Genomic DNA, 23853 nt, shown 5'->3' on the forward strand with positions numbered 1-23853 from the left:
ATGCGTAAAGATGGGTAAAACCTCTGGGTAGCTTTCGGCAATATCATTATGCTGCTTCATTAATTACATCTGTCATAGAGAGTGACTCAATGGATCGTATTGTTAGTTCTTCACATGACCGTACATCACTACTTAGCACCCATAAGGTGCTGCGTAATACCTATTTCCTCCTGAGCCTGACACTGGCCTTTTCGGCGATTACCGCGACGGCCAGTACGGTTCTGATGCTGCCATCTCCGGGACTGATTCTGACGCTGGTGGGTATGTATGGTTTGATGTTCCTGACCTATAAAACGGCGAATAAGCCGACCGGGATTATCTCCGCGTTCGCGTTTACCGGTTTTCTGGGTTATATCCTCGGGCCAATTCTGAACACCTATCTGTCTGCCGGAATGGGTGACGTAATTGCCATGGCGTTGGGCGGTACGGCATTAGTGTTCTTCTGCTGCTCTGCGTATGTGCTGACCACTCGCAAAGATATGTCGTTCCTCGGCGGTATGCTGATGGCGGGTATTGTTGTTGTCCTGATCGGGATGGTAGCGAATATCTTCCTGCAACTACCTGCTCTGCATCTGGCAATAAGCGCGGTGTTCATTCTGATCTCCTCTGGCGCAATTTTGTTTGAAACCAGCAACATCATCCACGGCGGTGAAACGAACTACATTCGTGCTACTGTGAGCCTGTATGTGTCGCTGTATAACATCTTCGTTAGCCTGTTGAGCATTCTGGGCTTCGCCAGCCGCGATTAATCCCGGCCGCTATCTCTTTCAGAGCCTCGCTTTATGCGGGGCTTTGTTTTTTGTTACACTGCCGCCAGTCTGACTAAGGTAGTAAATAATTATGCTGATCTTCGAAGGTAAAGAGATAGAAACCGATACCGAAGGCTATCTCAAAGAGAGTAGCCAGTGGAGCGAACCACTGGCGGTGGTCATTGCAGAAAACGAAGGCATTACACTGTCGCCAGAACACTGGGAGGTCGTGCGTTTTGTGCGTGACTTCTACCTGGAATTTAATACGTCTCCGGCGATTCGTATGTTGGTTAAAGCGATGGCGAATAAATTTGGTGAAGAGAAAGGCAATAGCCGCTATCTGTACCGACTGTTCCCGAAAGGTCCGGCAAAGCAAGCCACCAAAATTGCTGGCCTGCCTAAACCGGTAAAATGCATTTAACGGATTCGAAAATCCGTTAACTCTCCGGAGGGATGATGCGGCTCGCTAAGAACCCGTTCCACACGCGCTGAATGCGGGCCGCCGCTCTTTAACCACTGCATTAATTTTTCCACCTGCCCTTCTTCACCGCAAGCAACGACTTCCACGCTGCCATCGTCAAGATTTTTGGCGTAACCAGTTAACCCAAGTCTTTTCGCTTCGTACTGGGTGGTATAGCGAAACCCTACGCCCTGAACCCTGCCATAAACCCAGGCAATTATGCAGACTTTCAACATGACTGCTCTCCTTATCCTTAATGGACGCGTTGCAAATCCATGGAAAACTCCGGACAATGGCGCCCATTTCTTTGCATCGACAGAATAGTTAATTATGAGTGTACGTTTAGTGTTAGCCAAAGGGCGCGAAAAATCATTACTTCGTCGCCATCCGTGGGTCTTTTCCGGCGCCGTTGCCCGAATGGAAGGTAAAGCCAGCCTCGGAGAAACCATCGATATTGTTGATCATCAGGGAAAATGGTTAGCACGCGGCGCTTATTCGCCAGCATCGCAAATCCGTGCGCGCGTCTGGACGTTTGACCCGTCAGAATCCATCGACATTGCCTTTTTTACTCGCCGTTTACAACAGGCGCAAAAGTGGCGCGACTGGCTGGCGAAAAAAGATGGCCTCGACAGCTATCGTTTAATCGCGGGCGAATCTGATGGTCTGCCAGGCATTACTATCGATCGCTTCGGCAATTTTCTGGTGCTGCAACTGCTGAGTGCTGGCGCAGAGTATCAGCGCGCGGCATTAATTAGCGCCCTGCAAACGCTCTATCCGGAGTGCGCAATTTACGACCGCAGTGACGTCGCAGTACGTAAAAAAGAAGGTATGGAACTGACCCAGGGTCCCGTTACCGGCGAGCTGCCGCCTGCCCTGCTGCCGATTGAAGAACACGGTATGAAGCTGCTGGTGGACATTCAACACGGCCACAAAACGGGCTACTACCTGGACCAGCGTGACAGCCGCCTGGCTACCCGCCGCTACGTTGAAAATAAACGCGTACTCAACTGTTTCTCCTATACCGGCGGTTTCGCCGTCTCGGCATTAATGGGTGGATGCAGCCAGGTAGTCAGCGTCGATACTTCGCAAGAAGCACTGGATATCGCACGGCAGAACGTTGAGCTGAACAAACTGGATCTGAGCAAGGCTGAGTTTGTCCGTGATGACGTCTTTAAATTGCTGCGTACCTATCGCGATCGCGGTGAAAAATTTGACGTTATCGTGATGGACCCGCCGAAGTTTGTTGAGAATAAAAGCCAGTTGATGGGCGCCTGCCGTGGCTATAAAGACATCAACATGCTGGCCATTCAGCTGTTGAATGAGGGCGGAGTTCTCCTGACTTTCTCATGTTCTGGCCTGATGACCAGCGATTTATTTCAGAAAATCATCGCCGATGCCGCAATTGATGCCGGTCGTGATGTACAATTTATAGAGCAGTTCCGTCAGGCCGCCGATCACCCGGTGATCGCTACCTACCCGGAAGGGCTATATCTGAAAGGGTTTGCCTGTCGCGTCATGTAACTTGAAAAGTGAAATTTTGCCCATATATCAAAGGTAAAGATTTCCCGGGAGGTGACTATGATTGCCAGCAAATTCGGTATCGGCCAGCAGGTCCGCCATTCCCTGTTAGGTTATCTTGGAGTGGTCGTGGATATCGACCCGGTTTACTCGCTCTCTGAACCGTCGCCTGATGAGCTGGCGGTGAATGACGAGCTTCGCGCCGCTCCGTGGTACCACGTGGTGATGGAGGATGACAACGGCCTACCGGTTCATACCTACCTGGCTGAAGCCCAGCTAAGTAGCGAATTGCAGGATGAACATCCAGAGCAACCGTCGATGGATGAGCTAGCGCAGACTATCCGCAAACAACTCCAGGCGCCGCGTCTGCGTAACTAATCCTCATAAACATGCCCGGAAGGTTTTTTCCTTCCGGGTATTTTTTATTTAGCCAGGCCCAGACGGGGGATCTCAATCGCCGGGCAGCGATCCATCACCACGTTTAGACCTGCATCACGCGCCAGCACCGCCGCCTGTTCATTTATCACACCCAACTGCATCCATAAGGTTTTCGCACCAATAGCGATCGCCTCCTGCGCCACGCCCCATGCTGCTTCTGAATTACGGAAGACATCGACCATATCCACTTTTTCCGGAACCTCCGCCAGCGTGCCGTAACCTTGCTGGCCTAACAGCGTTTTACCGGCGACCTTTGGCGAGACGGGAATAACGTGATAGCCCTGATCGAGCAGATATTTCATTACGCGATAACTTGGGCGATCGGGTTTGTCACTTGCTCCCACCAGCGCAATGGTGCGAGTGGACGTTAAAATGCCTGCAATATCGGTTTCTTTCATCATTTCCTCCAGACTATTTACCAAAGTGTACGACAATCCCGACATCCCAACCATGTAGCTAATACGAATGAATGAGAGCAAAAGCGGAAAATATGTCTATATGTTAGTAAGTATGATTAAAGAAAAATTTTGATACATTATTAGTCGGGCGGTCTTTGGACAGGAGCTATCTATGAAAACCGGCGTTATGACCACCTTGATTGCACTATGTTTGCCGGTATCCGTTTTTGCCACCACACTGCGGCTGTCCAGCGATGTTGATCTCCTGATACTCGACGGTAAAAAGGTTTCCAGTTCTCTGCTTCGCGGTGCTGACAGCATCGAACTGGATAATGGACCACACCAGTTAGTGTTTCGCGTTGAAAAGACAATCCATCTATCCAGTAATGAAGAACGACTTTACATCTCCCCGCCGCTGGTCGTTAGCTTTAATACCCAGCTCATTAGCCAGGTAAATTTTCGCCTCCCTCGCCTGGAGAATGAACGAGAAGCTAACCATTTTGACGCTGCGCCGAACCTTGAATTGTTAGATGGCGATGCGACGCCGATTCCGGTGAAGCTGGACATTCTGGCTATTACTTCAACCGCAAAAACGATTGATTATGAAGTCGAGGTCGAGCGTTACAACAAATCCGCAAAACGTGCTTCGCTACCGCAATTTGCCACTATGATGGCAGATGACAGTACACTGCTCTCCGGCGTTTCGGAACTGGATGCAATTCCTCCGCAGTCACAGGTGCTCACTGAACAACGGCTGAAGTATTGGTTTAAACTGGCTGACCCACAAACGCGTAATAACTTCCTGCAATGGGCGGAAAAACAACCTTCTTCCTGAAATTTTTGTGCCTGTGCGCAGGCTTTTTCGGTCTTTATCTTGCAGCGATAAGTGCTTACAGTAGTCTGTAGGAAAGTTAACTACGGATGTAAATTATGGAACTGACAACTCGCACAATGGCGGCGCGTAAACATATTGCGCTGGTGGCACATGATCACTGCAAGCAAATGCTCATGAGCTGGGTGGAACGGCATCAACCGCTTCTGGAGCAGCACGAACTTTATGCAACGGGCACCACGGGTAACTTAATTTCCCGCGCAACAGGAATGAACGTCAACGCGATGCTGAGTGGCCCGATGGGCGGCGATCAGCAGGTTGGCGCATTGATCTCAGAAGGGAAAATTGATGTGCTGATTTTCTTCTGGGACCCGCTGAATGCTGTACCACACGATCCCGACGTGAAAGCGTTGCTGCGTCTGGCGACGGTGTGGAACATTCCGGTCGCCACCAACGTGGCAACGGCTGATTTCATCATCCAGTCACCACATTTCAACGACGCTGTAGATATTCTGATCCCGGATTATCAGCGTTATCTCGCTGAACGCCTGAAGTAAGTTCGCACAGGCGGCACTCGCCGCCTGTTTTTTACGGTTTTCTTGCTACCGGTACATCCAGTTTTTTCAGGTCGTCCACAAAGGGAGAAGGATTCTCTTTGCTGAACAGTACCCATACCCGGTGCCGTGCGCGAGTGAGCGCAACGTACATCAATCGCCGTTCTTCGGCATCCGGGTAGTCCTCTACCGGCGGCAGTAGCGCCTCTTCCATAATTGACTCACGCGCCACAGCCGGGAAGCCATCGCTCCCCTCCTGCAAACCAACGATGATGACGTAGTCGGCCTGTTGCCCTTTGCTGGCATGAATGGTCATAAAGTCGATTTGCAGCTTCGGCCAGCGCGTCCTGGCTTTCTCCAGACTAACGGGCTTCAGGTGGTGATAACGCGCCAGTACCAGAATGCGCTCTTCGGGTTTGACATAACCAGATAGCTTGTCCAGTAAAGCGTCAAGCTGACTCTCGTCCAACAAGGTGACGGCTTTTTTGTCGCCATTCGTTAAGCTATTCAGCGGTTTTTTCAACTGATTAGGGTTCTGCTGAATAAAACGATTTGCCACCTCTCCGATACGGCTATTGAAACGGTAAGTAGTATCTAAATCACAGCGGTCGCCTTCACCGAAGTTTTCATGGAAGGCCGTGGTGAGCGACATTTGCGCGCCGCTGAAGCGGTAAATAGCCTGCCAGTCATCGCCAACAGCAAACAACGTTGCCTGGCTATTTTGTTTACGCAATGCTGCCAGCAAGGCCGCACGCTGTGGGGAGATGTCCTGGAATTCATCAACCAGAATATGTTTCCACGGGCTGATAAACCGTCCTTTCTCAAGGATAGCAATCGCCTGATGAATCAGACCTGAAAAATCGACGGCGTTTTCCGCTTTCAGCGCACCTTTCCAGGCTTTCAGCAACGGCGCCATCAATTTGATTCGTTTACTGAACAGATCCCGAATCTCTTCAGGCGCATTGGCAATCATTTCAGCCTGCGCGCCGCCGTGCATCCGCATCAGGCTGACCCAGCGATCGAGACGAGAGGCGAGACGACGCTGCAATTTTTCATCATCCCAGAAGTTTCCTTCTGGCACTGACCACTGCATTTCTTCCGTTAGCCATTGCCGCCAGCCCTTCGCCTGCGCTTTCTTTTCACTACACTGCTTGCGCCACTCAGCAATAAAGAGTTCATGGCGGGCTGCGGTGTCATTTTCCAGGTTACTGACTGTCGGTACTTTTTTGCTGCCCTGCTGAATAATATGCAGGGCCAGAGAATGAAACGTGCGAGCGGTAATCTCTTCGGTACGCAGTCGTTCGCGGATCCGCTCGTCCATCTCTTCCGCCGCTTTTCGGCCAAACGCCAGCAATAAAATTTGCTCGGGTGATGCTTCACCACGCGCCAGTAACCAGCCAGCGCGCGCCACCAGCACAGACGTTTTTCCGCTTCCTGCGCCAGCCAGCACTAACAGGGAATGCTCACCATTAACCACCGCCCGTGCCTGCGCCGGATTAAGCGGTGAAGACTCAACCTGACGGAAAAAATCCGCATATTCGTTAAGCATGGTTTCGGTATACGCCTGATTATGCTGCAACCAACTGCCTTCAATATCTTTCAGCCAGGCCTGACATTTGCGCCACGCCTCACGACAGTTATCAAATTCCTCCAGGCGATTAACCGGTAACGGCAACGCTGACAAAGCCTGACGAATTTGTTGCTGTACCCCAGTGGTTTGCTCCCGCGTCAGCCATTTATTTTCTCCAGTGCGGGCAGCAATCAGATCCAGTTGTTGCTGTAATACGCCAGCAGCAATTTCGCTCATTTCCTCGCTCCAGCGCCGCCAGTGAGCATCAAGATGATGGTGAAAACGCTGCGTCTCTGCCCATTCAGTGCCATGCAGACGCACGACTTTTTCATCAGGCAACACAAATTCCAGCTCGCCCCATACCAAACCACGTTTGCAGTGAATAGCCAGTAGTTGATTGAAAGGAATAAGGTATTCGTGGCGATCGCCGGAAACTTTTATCCCGGCATTGAGGATCACCGCCCGATCGTAAGGGTGCTGTGCCAGACGTTTGCCAAGAGTTGTCGCTTTCAGTTCCATGTCTCTGTAGATCCACACGATGTCATTTCTTATCAGTGTAACCGCCAGAGAAAACGTGCTCCAGCCCAAAAAAACGTTACAATTGCCGCCCATTACTGAAAACCACAGTAAAGCGAGGTTTTATGCGTACCGTTTTGAACATTCTGAACTTTGTGCTTGGCGGATTCGCCACCACTCTTGGCTGGCTGTTAGCGACCCTGGTCAGTATTGTGCTGATTTTTACCTTACCGCTGACACGATCATGCTGGGAGATAACCAAACTGTCTCTGCTGCCTTATGGCAATGAAGCTATTCATGTCGATGAACTAAACCCGGCGGGCAAAAATGTGCTGCTAAACACTGGCGGTACGGTGCTGAATATCTTCTGGCTGATTTTCTTCGGCTGGTGGCTATGCCTTATGCATATAGCAACAGGTATCGCGCAATGCATTTCCATCATTGGTATTCCGGTTGGTATTGCGAACTTTAAAATTGCCGCTATTGCACTGTGGCCGGTCGGACGCCGCGTGGTATCAGTAGAAACAGCTCAAGCTGCGCGTGAAGCCAATGCACGTCGCCGTTTCCAATAATCCAACATTATGGCCTTTATGCTAAGTCCTTTGCTCAAACGCTATACCTGGAACAGCACCTGGCTGTATTACGCGCGCATTTTTATCGCACTTTGCGGCACTACTGCGTTTCCGTGGTGGCTGGGTGATGTAAAACTTACAATTCCGTTGACTCTCGGAATGGTGGCAGCAGCACTGACCGATCTCGACGACCGGCTCGCGGGACGTCTGCGTAATCTCATTATTACGCTGTTCTGTTTTTTTATTGCCTCGGCTTCAGTAGAACTGTTATTTCCGTGGCCCTGGCTGTTCGCCATTGGTTTAACGCTCTCCACCAGCGGCTTTATTTTGCTTGGTGGTCTGGGTCAACGCTATGCGACCATCGCCTTCGGTGCATTGCTGATTGCCATTTACACGATGCTGGGAACCTCTCTGTATGAGCACTGGTATCAGCAGCCTATCTATCTGCTTGCTGGTGCAGTTTGGTACAACATCCTGACACTTATTGGTCATTTGTTGTTCCCTGTCCGCCCGTTGCAGGACAACCTGGCTCGTTGTTATGAACAGCTGGCGCGGTATCTGGAACTCAAGTCACGTATGTTTGATCCTGATATTGAGGATGAAAGCCAGGCACCACTGTATGATTTGGCGCTCGCCAACGGGCAGCTCATGGTGACGCTGAACCAGACGAAAATCTCGCTGCTGACCCGCTTACGCGGCGACCGCGGTCAGCGAGGAACGCGTCGTACACTGCATTATTACTTTGTCGCGCAGGATATCCACGAGCGGGCGAGCTCTTCACATATTCAGTATCAAACGCTGCGAGAACATTTTCGCCACAGCGACGTACTGTTTCGCTTCCAGCGCCTGATGTCGATGCAGGGACAAGCTTGCCAACAATTGTCACGCTGTATTTTGCTGCGCCAGCCTTATCAGCACGATCCACATTTTGAACGCGCTTTTACGCATATTGACGCCGCACTTGAGCGAATGCGCGAAAACGGTGCGCCCGCCGATCTGCTAAAAATACTGGGATTCCTGCTGAATAATTTACGAGCCATTGATGCCCAACTGGCGACTATTGAATCAGGACAAGTCCAGGCGCAGCCCCACAATACAGACGAAAATGAACTCGCCGACGACAGCCCTCGCGGGTTTAGTGATATCTGGCTGCGTCTTAAGCGTAACTTAACGCCGGAGTCTGCACTCTTCCGCCACGCGGTGAGAATGTCGCTGGTATTGTGTGTTGGCTACGCCATCATTCAAATTACCGGGATGCATCACGGGTACTGGATCTTGCTGACAAGTCTGTTTGTCTGCCAGCCAAACTATAACGCCACGCGCCACCGTCTGAAGCTAAGAATTATTGGCACATTGGTGGGTATTGCTATTGGTATTCCTGTGCTGTGGTTTGTTCCGTCACTGGAAGGGCAACTGGTGCTGCTGGTGATTACCGGCGTGCTCTTTTTTGCCTTCCGTAACGTGCAATACGCTCATGCAACGATGTTCATTACGCTTCTGGTGCTACTGTGCTTCAACCTGCTGGGTGAAGGTTTTGAAGTCGCACTGCCTCGCGTAATCGATACGCTTATCGGGTGTGCAATAGCATGGGCGGCGGTGAGCTACATCTGGCCCGACTGGCGGTTTCGCAATCTGCCGCGAATGCTTGAACGCGCGACGGATGCTAACTGTCGTTATCTCGATGCCATTCTTGAGCAATATCATCAGGGGCGTGACAACCGTCTGGCGTATCGTATTGCCCGTCGCGATGCGCACAACCGTGATGCTGAACTGGCATCGGTGGTGTCGAATATGTCCAGTGAACCGAATGTCACACCGCAAATTCGCGATGACGCGTTCCGTTTACTGTGCCTTAACCATACGTTTACCAGCTATATTTCTGCCCTCGGCGCACACCGCGAGCAGTTAACCAACCCTGAAATTCTGGCGTTTCTTGATGATGCAGTTTGCTATGTTGATGACGCGCTACATCATCAACCTGCCGATGAAGAACGCGTCAATCAGGCATTAGCTGGCCTGAAACAGCGGATGCAACAACTTGAACCACGGGCAGACAGCAAAGAACCTCTGGTCGTACAGCAAATCGGGTTACTGATTGCATTACTGCCAGAAATTGGCCGTCTGCAACGTCGGATTACTCAAGTTCCTCAGGAAACTCCTGTTTCGGTGTAATGGAATCAGCCCATTCTGCAAGCTCCTGGCGGCGTGCCACCGGGAGCGCTGCTTCATGAATACCGATAATTGCGCCTTCAAGCATGAACAGAATCTTTTCTGTCACCAGACTGTTATGCTGCCGTAGTCGCAACCAACACATTTTCGCCCCAAGTATACGTAGCGCCCGAACATCCTTAATCCCCACTTCCCCGAGAATCGCTTCCAGGTGATAAGACATATTGGGCAAATCTTTCAGCCGTTGCTGGGTATCGCGCGTACTTTTCTCTTTAAGCGCAGCGTCCAGCGAATATTTCGACAGCCGCACCAACTTCTGTTGATTCCGCCATAAGCTTTCATCAACCCGGTAGTAATTGAGAGTAACGGGGCGGCCACACTTTTTATATGTCAACCAGACTGGGGGATGTTTTACACAGTACTGTGCGCTTTGCTCACAAGCCCGAAGATACAACTCACCATCAGAAACCATCGCAAACACTGTATCGTCAATGGTCAGACTGTAACTGCCAAACAACGAACGATATTCAATAGTGCCTAACGTCGACAGGTATTCTTGTGACTTATAGATCCGCTTGTAGGAGAGGCTTTTCATAAAATTCCTTTTAAAATCATAATATAAAAGAATGATTCACATTAACGGATCCGTTAAATACGAAAATAGGCAACTTATTCTCAAGGGGCAAGATTAATTTAAGTTTTCAGGTCACCAACGACAAAAATTGCGAGGCTCTTTCCGAAATTTGTGTTGATCTTTGTTGTCACTGGATGTACTGTATATTCATACAGTAACTCACAGGGCTGGATTGATTATGTACACTTCAGGCTACGCAAATCGTTCTTCGATGTTCTCCTCCACAGCAAGCAAAATTGCGCGTGTCTCTACGGAAAACACTACAGCCGGGCTAATTAGTGAAGTTGTCTATCGCGAAGATCAGCCCATGATGACGCAACTCCTGCTTTTGCCATTATTACAGCAACTCGGCCAACAATCGCGTTGGCAACTTTGGTTAACGCCGCAACAAAAACTAAGTCGTGAATGGGTTCAGGCAGCGGGACTACCCTTAACTAAGGTGATGCAGATAAGCCAGCTTTCCCCTTGTCACACTGTGGAATCAATGGTTCGTGCTTTGCGTACGGGAAATTACAGCGTAGTGATCGGTTGGTTGGCAGACGATCTGACAGAAGAAGAGCATGCTGATCTTGTCGATGCCGCTAATGAAGGCAACGCAATGGGGTTTATTATGCGTCCAGTAAGCACACACTCTCACGCCACGAGACAACTTTCTGGGCTAAAAATTCACTCAAATTTGTATCATTAAGTAAATTTAGGATTAATCCTGGAAATTTTTTTGTTAACCCGTAGACGCTTTCACTCGTCACTAATTTTACTTGTGGAGGCTTGTCTGAAGCGGTTTCCGCGATTTTATCCTGTAAAGTATCGTTAACAAAAAAGGTTAAACGTACCTTATACAAGTCTTTTTTTTCATATGCCTGACGGAGTTCACACTTGTAAGTTTTCAACTACGTTGTAGACTTTACATCGCCAGGGGTGCTCGGCATAAGCCGAATTTATCGGCAGAGTTACTATTGAGCAGATCCCCCGGTGAAGGATTTAACCGTGTTATCTCGTTGGAGATATTCATGGCGTATTTTGGATGATAACGAGGCGCAAAAAATGAAAAAGACAGCTATCGCGATTGCAGTGGCACTGGCTGGTTTCGCTACCGTAGCGCAGGCCGCTCCGAAAGATAACACCTGGTACACTGGTGCTAAACTGGGCTGGTCCCAGTACCATGACACTGGTTTCATTCCTAACAATGGTCCGACCCACGAAAACCAACTGGGTGCAGGTGCTTTTGGTGGTTACCAGGTTAACCCGTATGTTGGCTTTGAAATGGGTTACGACTGGTTAGGTCGTATGCCGTACAAAGGCGACAACATCAACGGCGCATACAAAGCTCAGGGCGTTCAACTGACCGCTAAACTGGGTTACCCAATCACTGACGATCTGGACATCTACACTCGTCTGGGTGGTATGGTATGGCGCGCAGACACCAAGGCTAACGTACCTGGTGGCCCATCCTTTAAAGACCACGACACCGGCGTTTCTCCGGTATTCGCAGGCGGCGTTGAGTACGCGATCACTCCAGAAATCGCTACCCGTCTGGAATATCAGTGGACCAACAACATCGGTGACGCTAACACCATCGGTACTCGTCCGGACAACGGTCTGCTGAGCCTGGGTGTTTCCTACCGTTTTGGTCAGGGTGAAGCAGCTCCTGTAGTTGCTCCGGCTCCGGCTCCGGCTCCAGAAGTACAGACCAAGCACTTCACTCTGAAGTCTGACGTTCTGTTCAACTTCAACAAAGCAACCCTGAAACCGGAAGGTCAGGCTGCTCTGGATCAGCTGTACAGCCAGCTGAGCAACCTGGATCCGAAAGACGGTTCCGTAGTTGTTCTGGGTTACACTGACCGCATCGGTTCTGACGCTTACAACCAGGGTCTGTCCGAGCGTCGTGCTCAGTCCGTCGTTGATTACCTGATCTCCAAAGGTATCCCGTCTGACAAGATCTCCGCACGTGGTATGGGCGAATCCAACCCGGTTACTGGCAACACCTGTGACAACGTGAAACAGCGTGCTGCACTGATCGACTGCCTGGCTCCGGATCGTCGCGTAGAGATCGAAGTTAAAGGCATCAAAGACGTTGTAACTCAGCCGCAGGCTTAAGTTCTCGTCTAATAAAAAACCCCGCTACTGCGGGGTTTTTTTTCATCTGTAGCAAAGTAAATGACCTTCGCCAGTTATTCCTTACCAAGTAATGCCTGCAAATCCTGCTTCAAAGAAGACATTTTATTTGCATACTTCTCTTTGTTTTCAGCATCTTCAATCAGCTGGACAATCGTTTCGGATAGCGTTTTACCTCGCCGTTGCGCAAGCCCTGCTAACCTTTGCCAGACAATAAATTCCAGATCGATAGATTTCTTGCGCGTATGCTGATGCTCCGCATTAAAGTGCCGTTTTCGTCTGGCCCGAATCGTCTGTTTCATACGATTAAGCAGCTCTGGATTCATATGTTTTTCAATCCAGCCATTTACGAGTACAGGTTCGTTCTCCAGCGATAGCAACACATCGACGGCTTCCTGGGCGGCACTGGCCTCTATGTAACGGGTGATCAACTCACCTTCACGGTGCTTCTTCACCAGATATTTCCATTTCCAACCACTTTCAAGATTTTCAAGTTGTTGATATTTCATAGCGATCTCAATGTTACCGTGTAACTCTTTACAGAATATCAGCTTTTTACCTGCGTGATGAAAAGAATCTCTGTCCTGTGAGCCTTAACGCGTATGCCAGGACTTTTGTCGGTGCTTTCTACGTGTGCTGCAGTGCCGGTTACGGTATAATCGCGCCTTTGACAACAGACTAAAAAACATCGACTTTGACCATTACGAAACTTGCATGGCGTGACCTGATTCCTGATACCGAAAGCTATCAGGAAGTATTCGCACAGCCACATTTGATTGACGAAAACGATCCTTTATTCAGTGACACTCAACCGCGACTGCAATTTGCGCTTGAGCAGTTACTGCACGCGCGGGCATCATCCTCTTTTATACTGGCGAAAGCGCCGGAAGAATCCGATTATCTGAATCTTATAGCCGATGCAGCACGCACGCTACAAAGCGATGCAGGCCAATTGATGGGCGGTCACTATGAGATTTCCGGCCACACCATACGCTTACGGAACGCAGTAAGCGTTGACGATAATTTTGCGACCTTAACCCAGGTTGTTACAGCTGAGTGGGCTGAAGCCGAACAGCTTTTTGGCTGTCTGCGCCAGTTTAATGGCGACATTACCTTGCAGCCAGGACTGGTACATCAGGCCAATGGCGGCATTTTGATTATCTCCTTGCGTACACTGCTGGCCCAGCCACTGCTGTGGATGCGTCTGAAGAACATCGTCAACCGGGAACGCTTCGATTGGGTAGCATTTGATGAGTCGCGCCCTCTCCCCGTCTCTGTACCTTCGATGCCATTGAAGCTGAAAGTCATTCTGGTAGGCGAACGCGATTCATTGGCCGATTTCCAGGAGATGGAGCCAGAGTTGTCCGAACAAGCTATCTATAGCGAATTTGAAGATACTCTGCAGATAGTCGATGCCGAATCCGTAAGCCAGTGGTGTCGCTGGGTGACTTTTATCGCCCGACATAACCACTTGCCAGCGCCAGATGCCGACGCCTGGCCGGTACTTATCCGCGAGGCAGTACGCTATACCGGTGAGCAAGAAACGCTGCCACTTAGTCCGCAGTGGATCCTCCGCCAGTGTAAAGAGGTCGCTTCATTGTGCGAAGGTGATACCTTCTCCGGCGAGCAGCTAAACTTAATGCTACAGCAGCGGGAATGGCGCGAAGGTTTCCTCGCCGAGCGCATGCAGGATGAAATCCTTCAGGAGCAGATCCTGATTGAAACCGAAGGTGAACGCATCGGTCAGATAAACGCCCTTTCGGTAATCGAGTTTCCGGGCCATCCACGCGCATTTGGCGAGCCTTCGCGCATTAGCTGTGTTGTACACATTGGCGACGGCGAATTTACCGACATCGAACGGAAAGCGGAACTTGGTGGCAACATTCACGCTAAAGGGATGATGATCATGCAGGCGTTTTTGATGTCGGAACTTCAGCTTGAGCAACAGATCCCTTTCTCGGCGTCACTCACCTTTGAGCAATCTTACAGTGAAGTGGATGGTGACAGCGCATCAATGGCCGAACTCTGCGCTCTGATCAGCGCCCTCGCCGATGTCCCGGTGAATCAGAGTATCGCCATTACAGGTTCAGTGGATCAGTTCGGTCGCGCCCAGCCAGTGGGTGGTCTGAATGAGAAAATCGAAGGCTTCTTTGCTATCTGCCAGCAGCGTGAGCTAAGTGGGAAGCAAGGTGTGATAATCCCCAGCGCTAACGTCCGCCATTTAAGTCTTCACAGTGAACTGGTGAAGGCGGTAGAGGAAGGCAAATTCACCATCTGGGCAGTGGACGATGTGACTGATGCACTGCCGTTATTATTAAATCTGGTGTGGGATGGCGAAGGCCAGACGACGCTGATGCAAACTATCCAGGAACGTATCGCGCAAGCATCGCAACAGGAAGGGCGTCACCGTTTTCCGTGGCCACTACGTTGGCTGAACTGGATTATTCCGAACTGATCGGACTTGTTCAGCGTACACGTGTTAGCTATCCTGCGTGCTTCAATAAAATAAGGCTTACAGAGAACATGGTAGATAAACGCGAATCCTATACAAAAGAAGACCTTCTTGCCTCTGGTCGCGGTGAACTGTTTGGTGCTAAAGGCCCACAATTGCCAGCACCAAACATGCTGATGATGGACCGTGTGGTCAAAATGACTGAAACGGGCGGTAACTTCGACAAAGGGTATGTAGAAGCAGAACTGGATATTAATCCGGATCTGTGGTTCTTCGGTTGCCACTTCATCGGTGATCCGGTAATGCCGGGCTGCCTGGGCCTGGACGCGATGTGGCAGCTGGTAGGGTTCTACCTCGGCTGGCTGGGCGGCGAAGGTAAAGGCCGCGCCCTTGGCGTTGGCGAAGTGAAATTCACAGGCCAGGTGCTGCCGACGGCGAAAAAAGTGACCTATCGTATTCACTTTAAACGCATTGTTAACCGTCGTCTGATTATGGGCCTGGCGGATGGCGAAGTGCTGGTTGATGGTCGTTTGATCTATACCGCCAACGATCTGAAAGTGGGTCTGTTCCAGGATACGTCTGCATTCTGATTTTAATCAGACAGAGTATAAAAAGGCGAAACCTCCGCAATGCGGAGGTTTCTTTTTAAAGAGACAGAATCAGGCCATTACTACCCTGTCCGCCATGGCTTCTCGCCAGCCTCCCAGCCATTGTGACCTTTGATTCAGCGTCTGATAGGGACACATTTCTTTTGAGCGTCCGGCGATGCCGGCCTGATAACCACGTTGATGTGCCCGTTCCAGGCGATCTCGTTTTTGTCTCTTCATGCCTCGTTTCCCTCATACTGGTTTCTGGTGGAAAAGAAAACAGTGATTACTAAATGTGCAATCACAGTTAAGCAATACCGCGAATCATAACTGCCGTCAATGCGCAAAATTCACACCACTGCCATATTTGTGAGCTACACGGGCATGTCGGTTGTACAAAAAATGTGAAGCGGAACAAGTTTTCCCGTGACTTATAAACAAAAAAACCGCCTCAGGCTACATGCCGGAGACGGTTATATTTACAAATCTTTATAATTAAGGTAAACGCTTTATCTCTTGCGCAATAGTCGCGGCTTCCTGACTCCAGACACTGGCCAGCACTTTGACCATTTCATCGTAACCATCCTGATTCTGCACCCCTTCCACACGGAACGGACGTTTTATCAGTTGTCCCTGATGGTTTAGCAGCCACTCGCCACTCACAATCACCTTACCATCGTAACGGCCGTTAAACTCAGTCACCGTCACATTAAGCGTGTCCTGAGTGCTTCCCAAAGGCTGGGAAGCTACGACCCAACCGGGCAGTTGTGCACTCAGGTTAGCGACCAAAGTATTGCGCAACTGTTGGTCCAGCGGGCTGGCCCACAGATTGTTATTGGCAATCACATACTTCACATCACTGGTCTGATATACCACGCCATTCCCTGCCAGATAATCAGGTACAGAAACCTGCTCGACCCATAGCAGGCGGTTACCCTGGCTGGCGGTACTTTGCGTACCGCTCTGCACGACAGGCAATTGGTAATAGTTTTTGTTAATTTCACCGGAGCTGCATCCGGCCAGCCACAGTGCAGCTATCGTCACTAGCCACTTTTTCATTGTTTCGCCCTCTTCGGCTCTGGATCTTTCTTATCCTTCGCTTCAAATACCAGCGCGTTGCTCTTCTCGTTGAGCGTTTTCAGAACCGGTTGCAGTTCACGCAATACCTGATCAAGACGCTGCATATCCGCCACCATCTTGTTATAAGCTGCGGAACCCGGCTGGAAGCCCTGCATGCTGCGGTTCAATTCGCGTAGTGTCGACTGCATATCCGTCGGCAACTGTTGCATCGACTGGCTGGCAAGGATCTTGTTCATACTATCCAGCGTAGTCTGCAGGTTTTTCATCGTGCGCTGACTTTCCGACAGTGTACTGGTCGCCTGTTCAATCATCGGATTCAACGGCAGTTTGTTAATCTTATCCAACGCTTCCATCAGACGTTGCTGGATTTGCGCCAGACCACCGCTAACGGTCGGGATTATCTGATAGCCATTAAACTCACGCACACCGGTAATTGCCGGGGTATTTGGATAGAAGTCCAGATCAACGTACAGCGCTCCCGTAACCAGATTCCCGGTCTTCAGTGAACCGCGTAAACCGCGCTTCAGCAATTCGGCCAGGTGTTCTACCACATCAGCATTTTCACCTAACTGCATTTTCAGTCGTTCTGGTTCAATACGCACCATGACTGGAATGCGATAATCATCGTTAAAGACCTGACGCATATTCGGCGCAAAGAATGGCACTTTGCTTACCGTACCGAGACGAATACCGCGGAATTCCACTGGCGCGCCTGGTTGCAGACCGCGTACCGAATCTTTAAAGAACATCAGGTAATCAATGTGATCTGTGTACAGTGAATCCTGAATACTCTTCTGATCATCATACAAAACGAATGACGTTTTTGGCGCAACCGGCTGTCCCAAATCCAGCCCTTCAGGCACGTCAAAGCTGACACCACCACTTAGCAACGTCGTCAATGAACCCATCTCTACGCGCATCCCCGCCGATGTCAGATCCACCGCTATGCCGCTATCTTTCCAGAAGCGAACGTTGCTGGTTACCAGGCGATCATAAGGCGCGTTGATGAACAGTTGATAGCTGATATTACGCTTCTGGGTATCGAAGGTGCTGGTTTCAACCGACCCTACGCGATATCCACGAAACAGCACGGGATCTCCCGCTGTGAGCTGCCCAGCTTTGTTGCTGTCAAGAATGACACGGATCCCTTTGGCATCTGGTGGGGCCAACGGTGGAGAATCAAGCAAATCATATTTTGTTTGCTTGCTGCCTGCAGCCCCCGGTTGCAACTCGATATACACCCCGGAAAGCAACGTACCAAGACCACTGATGCCTTCACGGCCAATTTGTGGTTTCACTACCCAAAAGACAGTATCTTTGTGCAGCAATTTTTCCATACCGGCGTTGAGACGCGCTTTGATTTCAACATGCGTTAAATCATCAGCCAGCGTAGCACTTTCGACCACACCGACGTCCACGCTACGGCTTTTAATGGTCGTCTTGCCGCCTTCTATTCCTTCCGCATTAGCAGTGATCAGGGTAACTTCCGGCCCTTGATGACTGTAATGATAAAAAAGTACCCAGGCCCCGATGAGTGCCGTAACGATGGGAAATATCCACACAGGGGACCAGTTCTTCACTTTCTGGATTTTGGCTTCCCCACTATTAGATTCCATACTGTCAGGACTCCTCATGCTCTGGTTCAGGTTGACGATCCCACGACAAACGCGGATCAAACGTCATCGCAGAAAACATTGTCATTATGACGACTAAAGCAAACATTAATGCACCCATTGCCGGATAAATACTCATTAAGCCTCCCATACGCACCAACGCCGAGAGCACCGCAATCACGAAAACGTCAATCATTGACCAGCGGCCTACAAACTCAACAACTTCGTAAATCAAATGCATTCTTTCACTATCACGCTTGCCGTGCCCTTTCGCGTCCCAGCAAAGCCAGCCTATAGCGATCATCTTTAAAGTCGGCACCATAATACTGGCTAAAAAGATGACTGCGGCAACCGGATAAGAGCCTTCGCTCCATAATAAGATAACCCCGGCGAGAATGGTCGACGGCATCTTAGAACCTAAAAAATCGGTCACCATAATGGGTAAGATGTTCGCCGGGAGATATAACATGATCGACGTAAAAAGCAGTGCCAACGTCCATTGCAGGCTGTTTTTACGTCGAACATATCCTTTGGTGCCACAGCGCGGACACACTGGCTCATCGGCAGGAAGAATTGCCGTACAGCATGAGCAAGAGCGCAGCCCCTGGCGTATTCCCGTAATGCCGGGTTTCAGCGTCTGGCGAAGCTCTGGCATCGGGGCAATATCATCCCATAACCAGCGACGGTCAACGCATTGAAAGGCGCGTAATTGCAGCACACAAAACAAACACCAGGGAATAAAACTACTGCCCACGCCAATGCTGCCGTAAGCCATCAGTTTGACAAAGCTGACTAACACACCGGCAAGGAAAATCTCCGCCATTCCCCAGGTTTTGAGCTGAAAAAGCACCCGCCCCAGTTGTTCTTTTAAACGAACGGGTAATTCCGCACGATTCACCAACAGTAAAATCGTAATCAGGCAAAACGCGGGGACCAGTTGCACAAACAACAGGAAAAAAGTACCGAGGCTGGCATAGTTCTCGGAAAATAGTACGCTCGGGATTTCCAGCAACGTAATCTCACTGGTTACCCCCGCAACGTTCATATTCACAAAAGGGAACAGGTTGGACAGCAGCAGCATGAACAGTGCAGCCAACGCATAAGCGGTAGGACGCTGTCGAGGGGCATCCCACGCAACGGTTAACGTTGTGCCACACCGAGGGCATGCCGCCTTCTGACCATGCTCAAGGTGGGGTAAAACCACCAGCATGTCACACTGCGAGCACAGGATGTGCTTCGCGGCATGATGATGTTCGCACATTGGTACTCCTTAATGATGCGCTATTCTACAGAATGCTGACATAGCACTCGCTTTTATGCCGGATGCTGAACTACCGCATTATCCGCTCAGGGAAGTTGTGGAAACGCAATAAATTGACGTTTCCACCCAGGCCAGATAAGCGTAGCGCATCAGGCAATTTGGCCATTGTCAGCAGTCTCTCTTTTCACTTAACTAATTAGCGATCAGCCACCATTTTTTAACGCTTCAAGATACTCCCAACGTTCAAAAGCCTGCTCCAGCTCCTGCTCCGCAGCTGCCATATCGGCGAGCACTTTTTGCGTCTGCTCATGGGGCTGGCTGAAGAAAGAGGCATCTGCCACCTGCGCCTGTAAGGCTTCCAGTTTTGCTTCCAAATCTTCAAGCAGTTGCGGTAGCTGTTCTAATTCGCGCTGCAATTTATAGCTTAGTTTGCTACTGCTGCGTTTTACAGTTTCTGCTTTCGGCGCAGCCACTTCTTCGTTTTTTTTCACCGCAGGCTGTTTTAACGCCACATACTGTTCTTGCTGTCCACGCGCGTCGTGATAACCGCCGACATAACGGCCAATTTCGCCGCCACCTTCGAAGATCCAACACTCTGTTACGGTATTATCGACAAACTGACGATCGTGACTCACCAGCAATACCGTGCCCTGGTAGCTGTCGATCAGCTCTTCAAGCAGTTCCAGCGTTTCAACATCAAGATCGTTGGTTGGTTCGTCGAGGATCAGTAAGTTACTGGGTTTCAGGAACAGACGCGCCAAAAGCAGGCGGTTACGTTCCCCGCCAGAGAGCGCGCGCACCGGCGTCATCGCCCGCTTCGGATGGAACAGGAAGTCCTGCAAATAGCCCAGCACATGGCGCGGTTTACCGTTAACCATCACCTCTTGCTTGCCTTCAGCAAGGTTATCCATCACCGTTTTATCGGGATCGAGTTCCGCGCGGTGCTGGTCGAAATAAGCCACTTCCAGCTTAGTGCCGACGTGAATCCGCCCGCTATCTGGCTGAAGTTGACCAAGCATCAGTTTCAGCAACGTGGTTTTGCCGCAGCCGTTCGGGCCAATCAGGGCAATTTTGTCGCCACGTAGTACCTGGGCGGAAAAGTCTTTCACCAGTTGCTTACCATCAACCTGGTAGCAAACATCTTCCATTTCGAAAACGATCTTACCGGAGCGACTGGCCTCTTCCACCTGCATCTTTGCAGTACCCATTACCTCGCGACGTTCACCGCGTTCGCGACGCATTGCTTTCAGGGCGCGCACGCGGCCTTCATTACGGGTACGGCGAGCTTTGATCCCCTGACGGATCCACACTTCTTCCTGTGCCAGTTTGCGATCAAACTCGGCATTTTGCAGTTCTTCCACGCGCAGTGCTTCTTCTTTTTCCAGCAGATACTGGTCGTAATTCCCCGGATAGGTCACCAGTTTGCCGCGATCGAGATCGACAATGCGCGTCGCCATATTGCGAATAAATGAGCGGTCGTGGGAGATAAAAATAATCGTCCCATTGAAGGTTTTGAGGAAACCTTCCAGCCAGTCGATGGTTTCGATATCCAGGTGGTTAGTCGGTTCATCGAGCAGCAACACGCGCGGATTACTCACCAGCGCACGTCCTAATGCGGCTTTACGCAACCAGCCGCCGGAAAGTGACGACAGCGCGACGTTAGGATCCAGCCCAAGCTGCGCCAGTACTTCGTTGATGCGGTTTTCCAACTGCCACAGGTTATGGTGATCCAGCAGCTCCTGCACCTTCGCCAGTTCGTTGAGATTTTTCTCGCTCGGATCGTTCATCACCAGGCGCGAAATATCGTGATAGCGTTTCAGGTACTCGGCCTGTTCCTCAATGCCTTCGGCAACGAAATCATAAACGCTGCCTTCAACGTTACGCGGCGGATCCTGTTGCAGACGAGCTACGATCAAATCTTGCTCGTAAATGATGCGCCCGTCATCCAGCCCCTGTTCACGATTGAGGATCTTCATTAACGTCGATTTGCCCGCGCCATTACGGCCTACCAGACAAACACGTTCGTTATCTTCGATATGCAGTTCTGCGTTATCGAGAAGCGGCGCGTCGCTGAACGACAGCCATGCGCCATGCATACTGATTAATGACATTACTATTCCTTTCAGGCTGCGGTAATCAGCCAGCAGTTGTGGATCTGGCGGTTCCGGGCAAAATCCTGGGAGAGCGTTTTTTGCGTAATTTCTTGTGCTTTCAGTCCCAGTTTCGCCAGTCCGTCGAGATCCATACGGAAGCCACGTTTGTTGTTCGAGAACATAATCGTCCCACCTGCGCGCAGCAGACGTTTCAAATCTTTCATTAGCGCCAGATGATCGCGCTGAACATCAAACGCATCTTCCATTCGTTTCGAGTTGGAGAACGTTGGTGGATCGATAAATATCAGATCGAACTGTTCATTAGCCTCACGCAACCACGCCAGGCAGTCGGCCTGAATCAGGCGATGCGCACGGCCGGTTAAGCCGTTAAGGCGCAGGTTACGTTCTGCCCACTCCAGATAGGTACGCGACATATCCACCGTAGTGGTACTGCGCGCGCCGCCTAATCCCGCGTGCACGGTGGCGCTACCGGTATAGGAGAACAGGTTGAGGAAATCTTTGCCTTTGCTCATCTGACCAAGCATACGACGGGCGATACGGTGATCGAGGAACAAACCAGTATCAAGATAATCCGTCAGGTTCACCCATAGATGAGCGTTATATTCGGTGACTTCAAGAAACTCGCCCTTCTCGCCCAATTTCTGGTACTGATTTTTGCCCTTCTGGCGTTCACGGGTTTTCAGCACCAGTTTGTTTGGCGCAATCCCAAGTACCGAAATGGTCGCCGCGATAATATCGAACAAACGTTGACGCGCTTTGTGCGCATCAATGGTTTTCGGCGGCGCATACTCCTGCACCACCACCCAATCGGCGTAGCGGTCAACGGCGACGTTGTATTCCGGTAGATCGGCGTCATACAGGCGGTAGCATTCAATGCCTTCCTGACGCGCCCACTTCTCGAACTTTTTGAGGTTCTTACGCAGACGGTTGGCATAGTCTTCCGCTACCATCGCCGGTTTACTGTCCGGCGTACTTTCGGCTACATGATAGTTTTTCTGCACACAGTCTAATGGACCGTTTTTCGCTTTGTACTGTTTGTCTGCACGCAGCTGTAGGCAACTTAACAGATCTGGCGAGGCACTGAATAAAGAGAGATTCCAGCCGCCGAACTGGTTTTTCATAATCCGCCCCAGCAGACTATGCAACGCAATCAGCGCCGGTTCGCTGTCCAGACGCTCGCCGTAAGGCGGGTTGCTCAACACTGTACCGTACGGCCCTTTGGGTAGCGGATTGGTCAGTTGCGCAACATCTTTCACCTCAAAAGTGATCAGTTCGCCAATCCCCGCGAGACGGGCGTTAGTGCGCGCACGTTGAATCACCCGCGCATCGCTGTCAGAACCGTAGAAATGAGAGTTGTACTCGGCCAGTCCTTTACGGGCGCGGGTTTGCGCTTCCGCTTTAACTTCCTGCCAGATAGCTTCATCATGTTGCGCCCAGCAGCTAAAGCCCCAGCGTCCCCGGTGCAAACCTGGCGCGCGATCGGTCGCCAGCATCGCCGCTTCAATCAGCAACGTACCGGAACCACACATCGGATCAAGCAACGGTGTTCCTGGCTGCCAACCGGAACGCATCACAATTGCCGCCGCCAGAGTTTCTTTGATTGGCGCAATACCAGCACGATCACGATAGCCGCGCAAATGCAAACCGTCACCGCTTAAATCGAGAGCAATGCTGGCAGTTTCTTTATTCAGCCAGACGTTCACGCGGATATCCGGCGCATCGCGATCGACATTCGGACGCGGCAGATTTTTGCGGGTGAAAGCATCAACGATCGCATCTTTGACTTTCATCGCGCCGTACTGGCTGTTGCGGATGGTGTCATTCAGACCGCTGAAGTGGACAGCAAAGGTCGCGCCAGGATTAAACATCTCTGTCCAGTTGATCGCCTGAACGCCGAGATAAAGGTCTAAGTCGCTGTAAACCTTGCACTCACCCAGCGGCAACATAATACGCGAGGCCAGGCGGCTCCACATCAGGCTCTGGTAAACAAGCCGCGTGTCGCCCTTGAAATGGACCCCACCCTGAACCACCTGGCATTCAACGGCCCCCAGGTTTTCGAGTTCAGTTTTTAACAGCTCTTCCAGCCCACGGGCCGTACTGGCAAACAGAGAATTCATATCGTCACTTTTACTCTAAGGCCTACCGCAGTAGGCGTAATTGTTGCAGTCAGTTTAGACATGGACAGCGCAGAGAAACCGGAGCGTACACAAGTACGTGAGGA

Annotated in this window: 23 protein-coding genes; 12 read left to right on the forward strand and 11 right to left on the reverse strand. The window is 50.7% G+C overall.

Annotated features, from left to right (window positions below):
• Positions 1 to 89 precede the first annotated feature (89 nt).
• On the forward strand, positions 90 to 749 hold the full coding sequence (gene yccA, locus H9644_RS16345; protein ID WP_000375136.1) for an FtsH protease modulator YccA: 660 nt from the start codon (positions 90 to 92) through the stop codon (positions 747 to 749).
• A gap of 91 nt (positions 750 to 840) precedes the next feature.
• Entirely contained in the window at positions 841 to 1170 is a 330-nt protein-coding gene (tusE, locus tag H9644_RS16350; RefSeq protein WP_000904443.1) for a sulfurtransferase TusE, read from the forward strand.
• Here the strand turns inward: tusE and yccX are convergent.
• Entirely contained in the window at positions 1167 to 1445 is a 279-nt protein-coding gene (yccX, locus tag H9644_RS16355) for an acylphosphatase (RefSeq protein WP_191775410.1), read from the reverse strand. The two genes, tusE and yccX, sit on opposite strands and share 4 nt — an antisense overlap.
• 94 nt (positions 1446 to 1539) lie before the next feature.
• Between yccX and rlmI the strand changes: the two genes are divergently transcribed.
• Positions 1540 to 2730 (forward strand): 23S rRNA (cytosine(1962)-C(5))-methyltransferase RlmI, encoded by a 1191-nt coding sequence (gene rlmI, locus H9644_RS16360; RefSeq protein ID WP_064528417.1) that lies wholly within the window; start codon positions 1540 to 1542, stop codon positions 2728 to 2730.
• Positions 2731 to 2787: 57 nt separating this feature from the next.
• Entirely contained in the window at positions 2788 to 3105 is a 318-nt protein-coding gene (gene hspQ, locus H9644_RS16365; protein ID WP_001295356.1) for a heat shock protein HspQ, read from the forward strand.
• A 44-nt stretch (positions 3106 to 3149) separates the two neighbouring features.
• Here the strand turns inward: hspQ and H9644_RS16370 are convergent, their stop codons facing one another.
• Positions 3150 to 3563, reverse strand: coding sequence for a CoA-binding protein (locus H9644_RS16370; protein ID WP_064528416.1), 414 nt, complete (start codon positions 3561 to 3563; stop codon positions 3150 to 3152).
• Positions 3564 to 3735: 172 nt separating this feature from the next.
• Between H9644_RS16370 and H9644_RS16375 the strand changes: the two genes are divergently transcribed.
• Positions 3736 to 4398 (forward strand): DUF2057 family protein, encoded by a 663-nt coding sequence (locus H9644_RS16375; RefSeq protein WP_191775412.1) that lies wholly within the window; start codon positions 3736 to 3738, stop codon positions 4396 to 4398.
• Positions 4399 to 4493: 95 nt separating this feature from the next.
• Positions 4494 to 4952, forward strand: coding sequence for a methylglyoxal synthase (gene mgsA, locus H9644_RS16380; RefSeq protein ID WP_064528411.1), 459 nt, complete (start codon positions 4494 to 4496; stop codon positions 4950 to 4952).
• Between the two features lie 31 nt (positions 4953 to 4983).
• Here mgsA and helD read toward each other — a convergent pair whose 3' ends face one another.
• Complete coding sequence (gene helD / locus H9644_RS16385) at positions 4984 to 7038, reverse strand: DNA helicase IV (RefSeq protein ID WP_191775463.1); 2055 nt, start codon at positions 7036 to 7038, stop codon at positions 4984 to 4986.
• A gap of 122 nt (positions 7039 to 7160) precedes the next feature.
• On the opposite strand from helD, the gene H9644_RS16390 reads away from it, so the two are divergent.
• Positions 7161 to 7607 (forward strand): YccF domain-containing protein, encoded by a 447-nt coding sequence (locus tag H9644_RS16390; protein WP_064528407.1) that lies wholly within the window; start codon positions 7161 to 7163, stop codon positions 7605 to 7607.
• Between the two features lie 9 nt (positions 7608 to 7616).
• On the forward strand, positions 7617 to 9779 hold the full coding sequence (gene yccS / locus H9644_RS16395; protein WP_074399512.1) for a YccS family putative transporter: 2163 nt from the start codon (positions 7617 to 7619) through the stop codon (positions 9777 to 9779).
• Here the strand turns inward: yccS and sxy are convergent.
• Positions 9742 to 10371 carry a CRP-S regulon transcriptional coactivator Sxy gene (gene sxy, locus H9644_RS16400; protein WP_064528405.1) on the reverse strand — a complete coding sequence of 210 codons (630 nt, stop codon included), beginning with the start codon at positions 10369 to 10371 and terminating at the stop codon, positions 9742 to 9744. The genes yccS and sxy overlap by 38 nt on opposite strands.
• A 217-nt stretch (positions 10372 to 10588) precedes the next feature.
• On the opposite strand from sxy, the gene sulA reads away from it, so the two are divergent.
• Positions 10589 to 11098 carry an SOS-induced cell division inhibitor SulA gene (gene sulA, locus H9644_RS16405; RefSeq protein WP_064528402.1) on the forward strand — a complete coding sequence of 170 codons (510 nt, stop codon included), beginning with the start codon at positions 10589 to 10591 and terminating at the stop codon, positions 11096 to 11098.
• Between the two features lie 356 nt (positions 11099 to 11454).
• Positions 11455 to 12507, forward strand: coding sequence for a porin OmpA (ompA, locus tag H9644_RS16410; protein ID WP_064528817.1), 1053 nt, complete (start codon positions 11455 to 11457; stop codon positions 12505 to 12507).
• A 74-nt stretch (positions 12508 to 12581) separates the two neighbouring features.
• Here ompA and matP read toward each other — a convergent pair whose 3' ends face one another.
• The gene (gene matP / locus H9644_RS16415) at positions 12582 to 13034 is read right to left on the reverse strand and encodes a macrodomain Ter protein MatP (protein WP_064528401.1); all 453 of its coding nucleotides are present in this window, start codon (positions 13032 to 13034) and stop codon (positions 12582 to 12584) included.
• A gap of 185 nt (positions 13035 to 13219) precedes the next feature.
• On the opposite strand from matP, the gene H9644_RS16420 reads away from it, so the two are divergent.
• Entirely contained in the window at positions 13220 to 14980 is a 1761-nt protein-coding gene (locus H9644_RS16420; protein WP_191775415.1) for an AAA family ATPase, read from the forward strand.
• A gap of 68 nt (positions 14981 to 15048) precedes the next feature.
• Complete coding sequence (gene fabA / locus H9644_RS16425) at positions 15049 to 15567, forward strand: bifunctional 3-hydroxydecanoyl-ACP dehydratase/trans-2-decenoyl-ACP isomerase (protein ID WP_000227926.1); 519 nt, start codon at positions 15049 to 15051, stop codon at positions 15565 to 15567.
• 69 nt (positions 15568 to 15636) lie between these two features.
• Here fabA and rmf read toward each other — a convergent pair whose 3' ends face one another.
• The 6 genes from rmf to rlmKL form a co-directional block, all read right to left on the reverse strand.
• Positions 15637 to 15804, reverse strand: coding sequence for a ribosome modulation factor (gene rmf / locus H9644_RS16430; RefSeq protein ID WP_000828648.1), 168 nt, complete (start codon positions 15802 to 15804; stop codon positions 15637 to 15639).
• A 255-nt stretch (positions 15805 to 16059) separates the two neighbouring features.
• Complete coding sequence (pqiC, locus tag H9644_RS16435) at positions 16060 to 16623, reverse strand: membrane integrity-associated transporter subunit PqiC (protein WP_064528397.1); 564 nt, start codon at positions 16621 to 16623, stop codon at positions 16060 to 16062.
• The gene (gene pqiB, locus H9644_RS16440; protein WP_064528395.1) at positions 16620 to 18260 is read right to left on the reverse strand and encodes an intermembrane transport protein PqiB; all 1641 of its coding nucleotides are present in this window, start codon (positions 18258 to 18260) and stop codon (positions 16620 to 16622) included. The genes pqiC and pqiB overlap by 4 nt, the downstream gene beginning before the upstream one ends.
• A 4-nt stretch (positions 18261 to 18264) precedes the next feature.
• Positions 18265 to 19518 (reverse strand): membrane integrity-associated transporter subunit PqiA, encoded by a 1254-nt coding sequence (gene pqiA, locus H9644_RS16445; protein WP_064528393.1) that lies wholly within the window; start codon positions 19516 to 19518, stop codon positions 18265 to 18267.
• Between the two features lie 203 nt (positions 19519 to 19721).
• Positions 19722 to 21629 carry an ABC transporter ATP-binding protein gene (locus H9644_RS16450; protein ID WP_064528391.1) on the reverse strand — a complete coding sequence of 636 codons (1908 nt, stop codon included), beginning with the start codon at positions 21627 to 21629 and terminating at the stop codon, positions 19722 to 19724.
• A gap of 11 nt (positions 21630 to 21640) precedes the next feature.
• Positions 21641 to 23749 (reverse strand): bifunctional 23S rRNA (guanine(2069)-N(7))-methyltransferase RlmK/23S rRNA (guanine(2445)-N(2))-methyltransferase RlmL, encoded by a 2109-nt coding sequence (gene rlmKL / locus H9644_RS16455; RefSeq protein WP_191775425.1) that lies wholly within the window; start codon positions 23747 to 23749, stop codon positions 21641 to 21643.
• Positions 23750 to 23853: the final 104 nt, after the last annotated feature.

Origin of the sequence: Escherichia whittamii (assembly GCF_014836715.1) — a bacterium.
Lineage (GTDB): Bacteria > Pseudomonadota > Gammaproteobacteria > Enterobacterales > Enterobacteriaceae > Escherichia > Escherichia whittamii.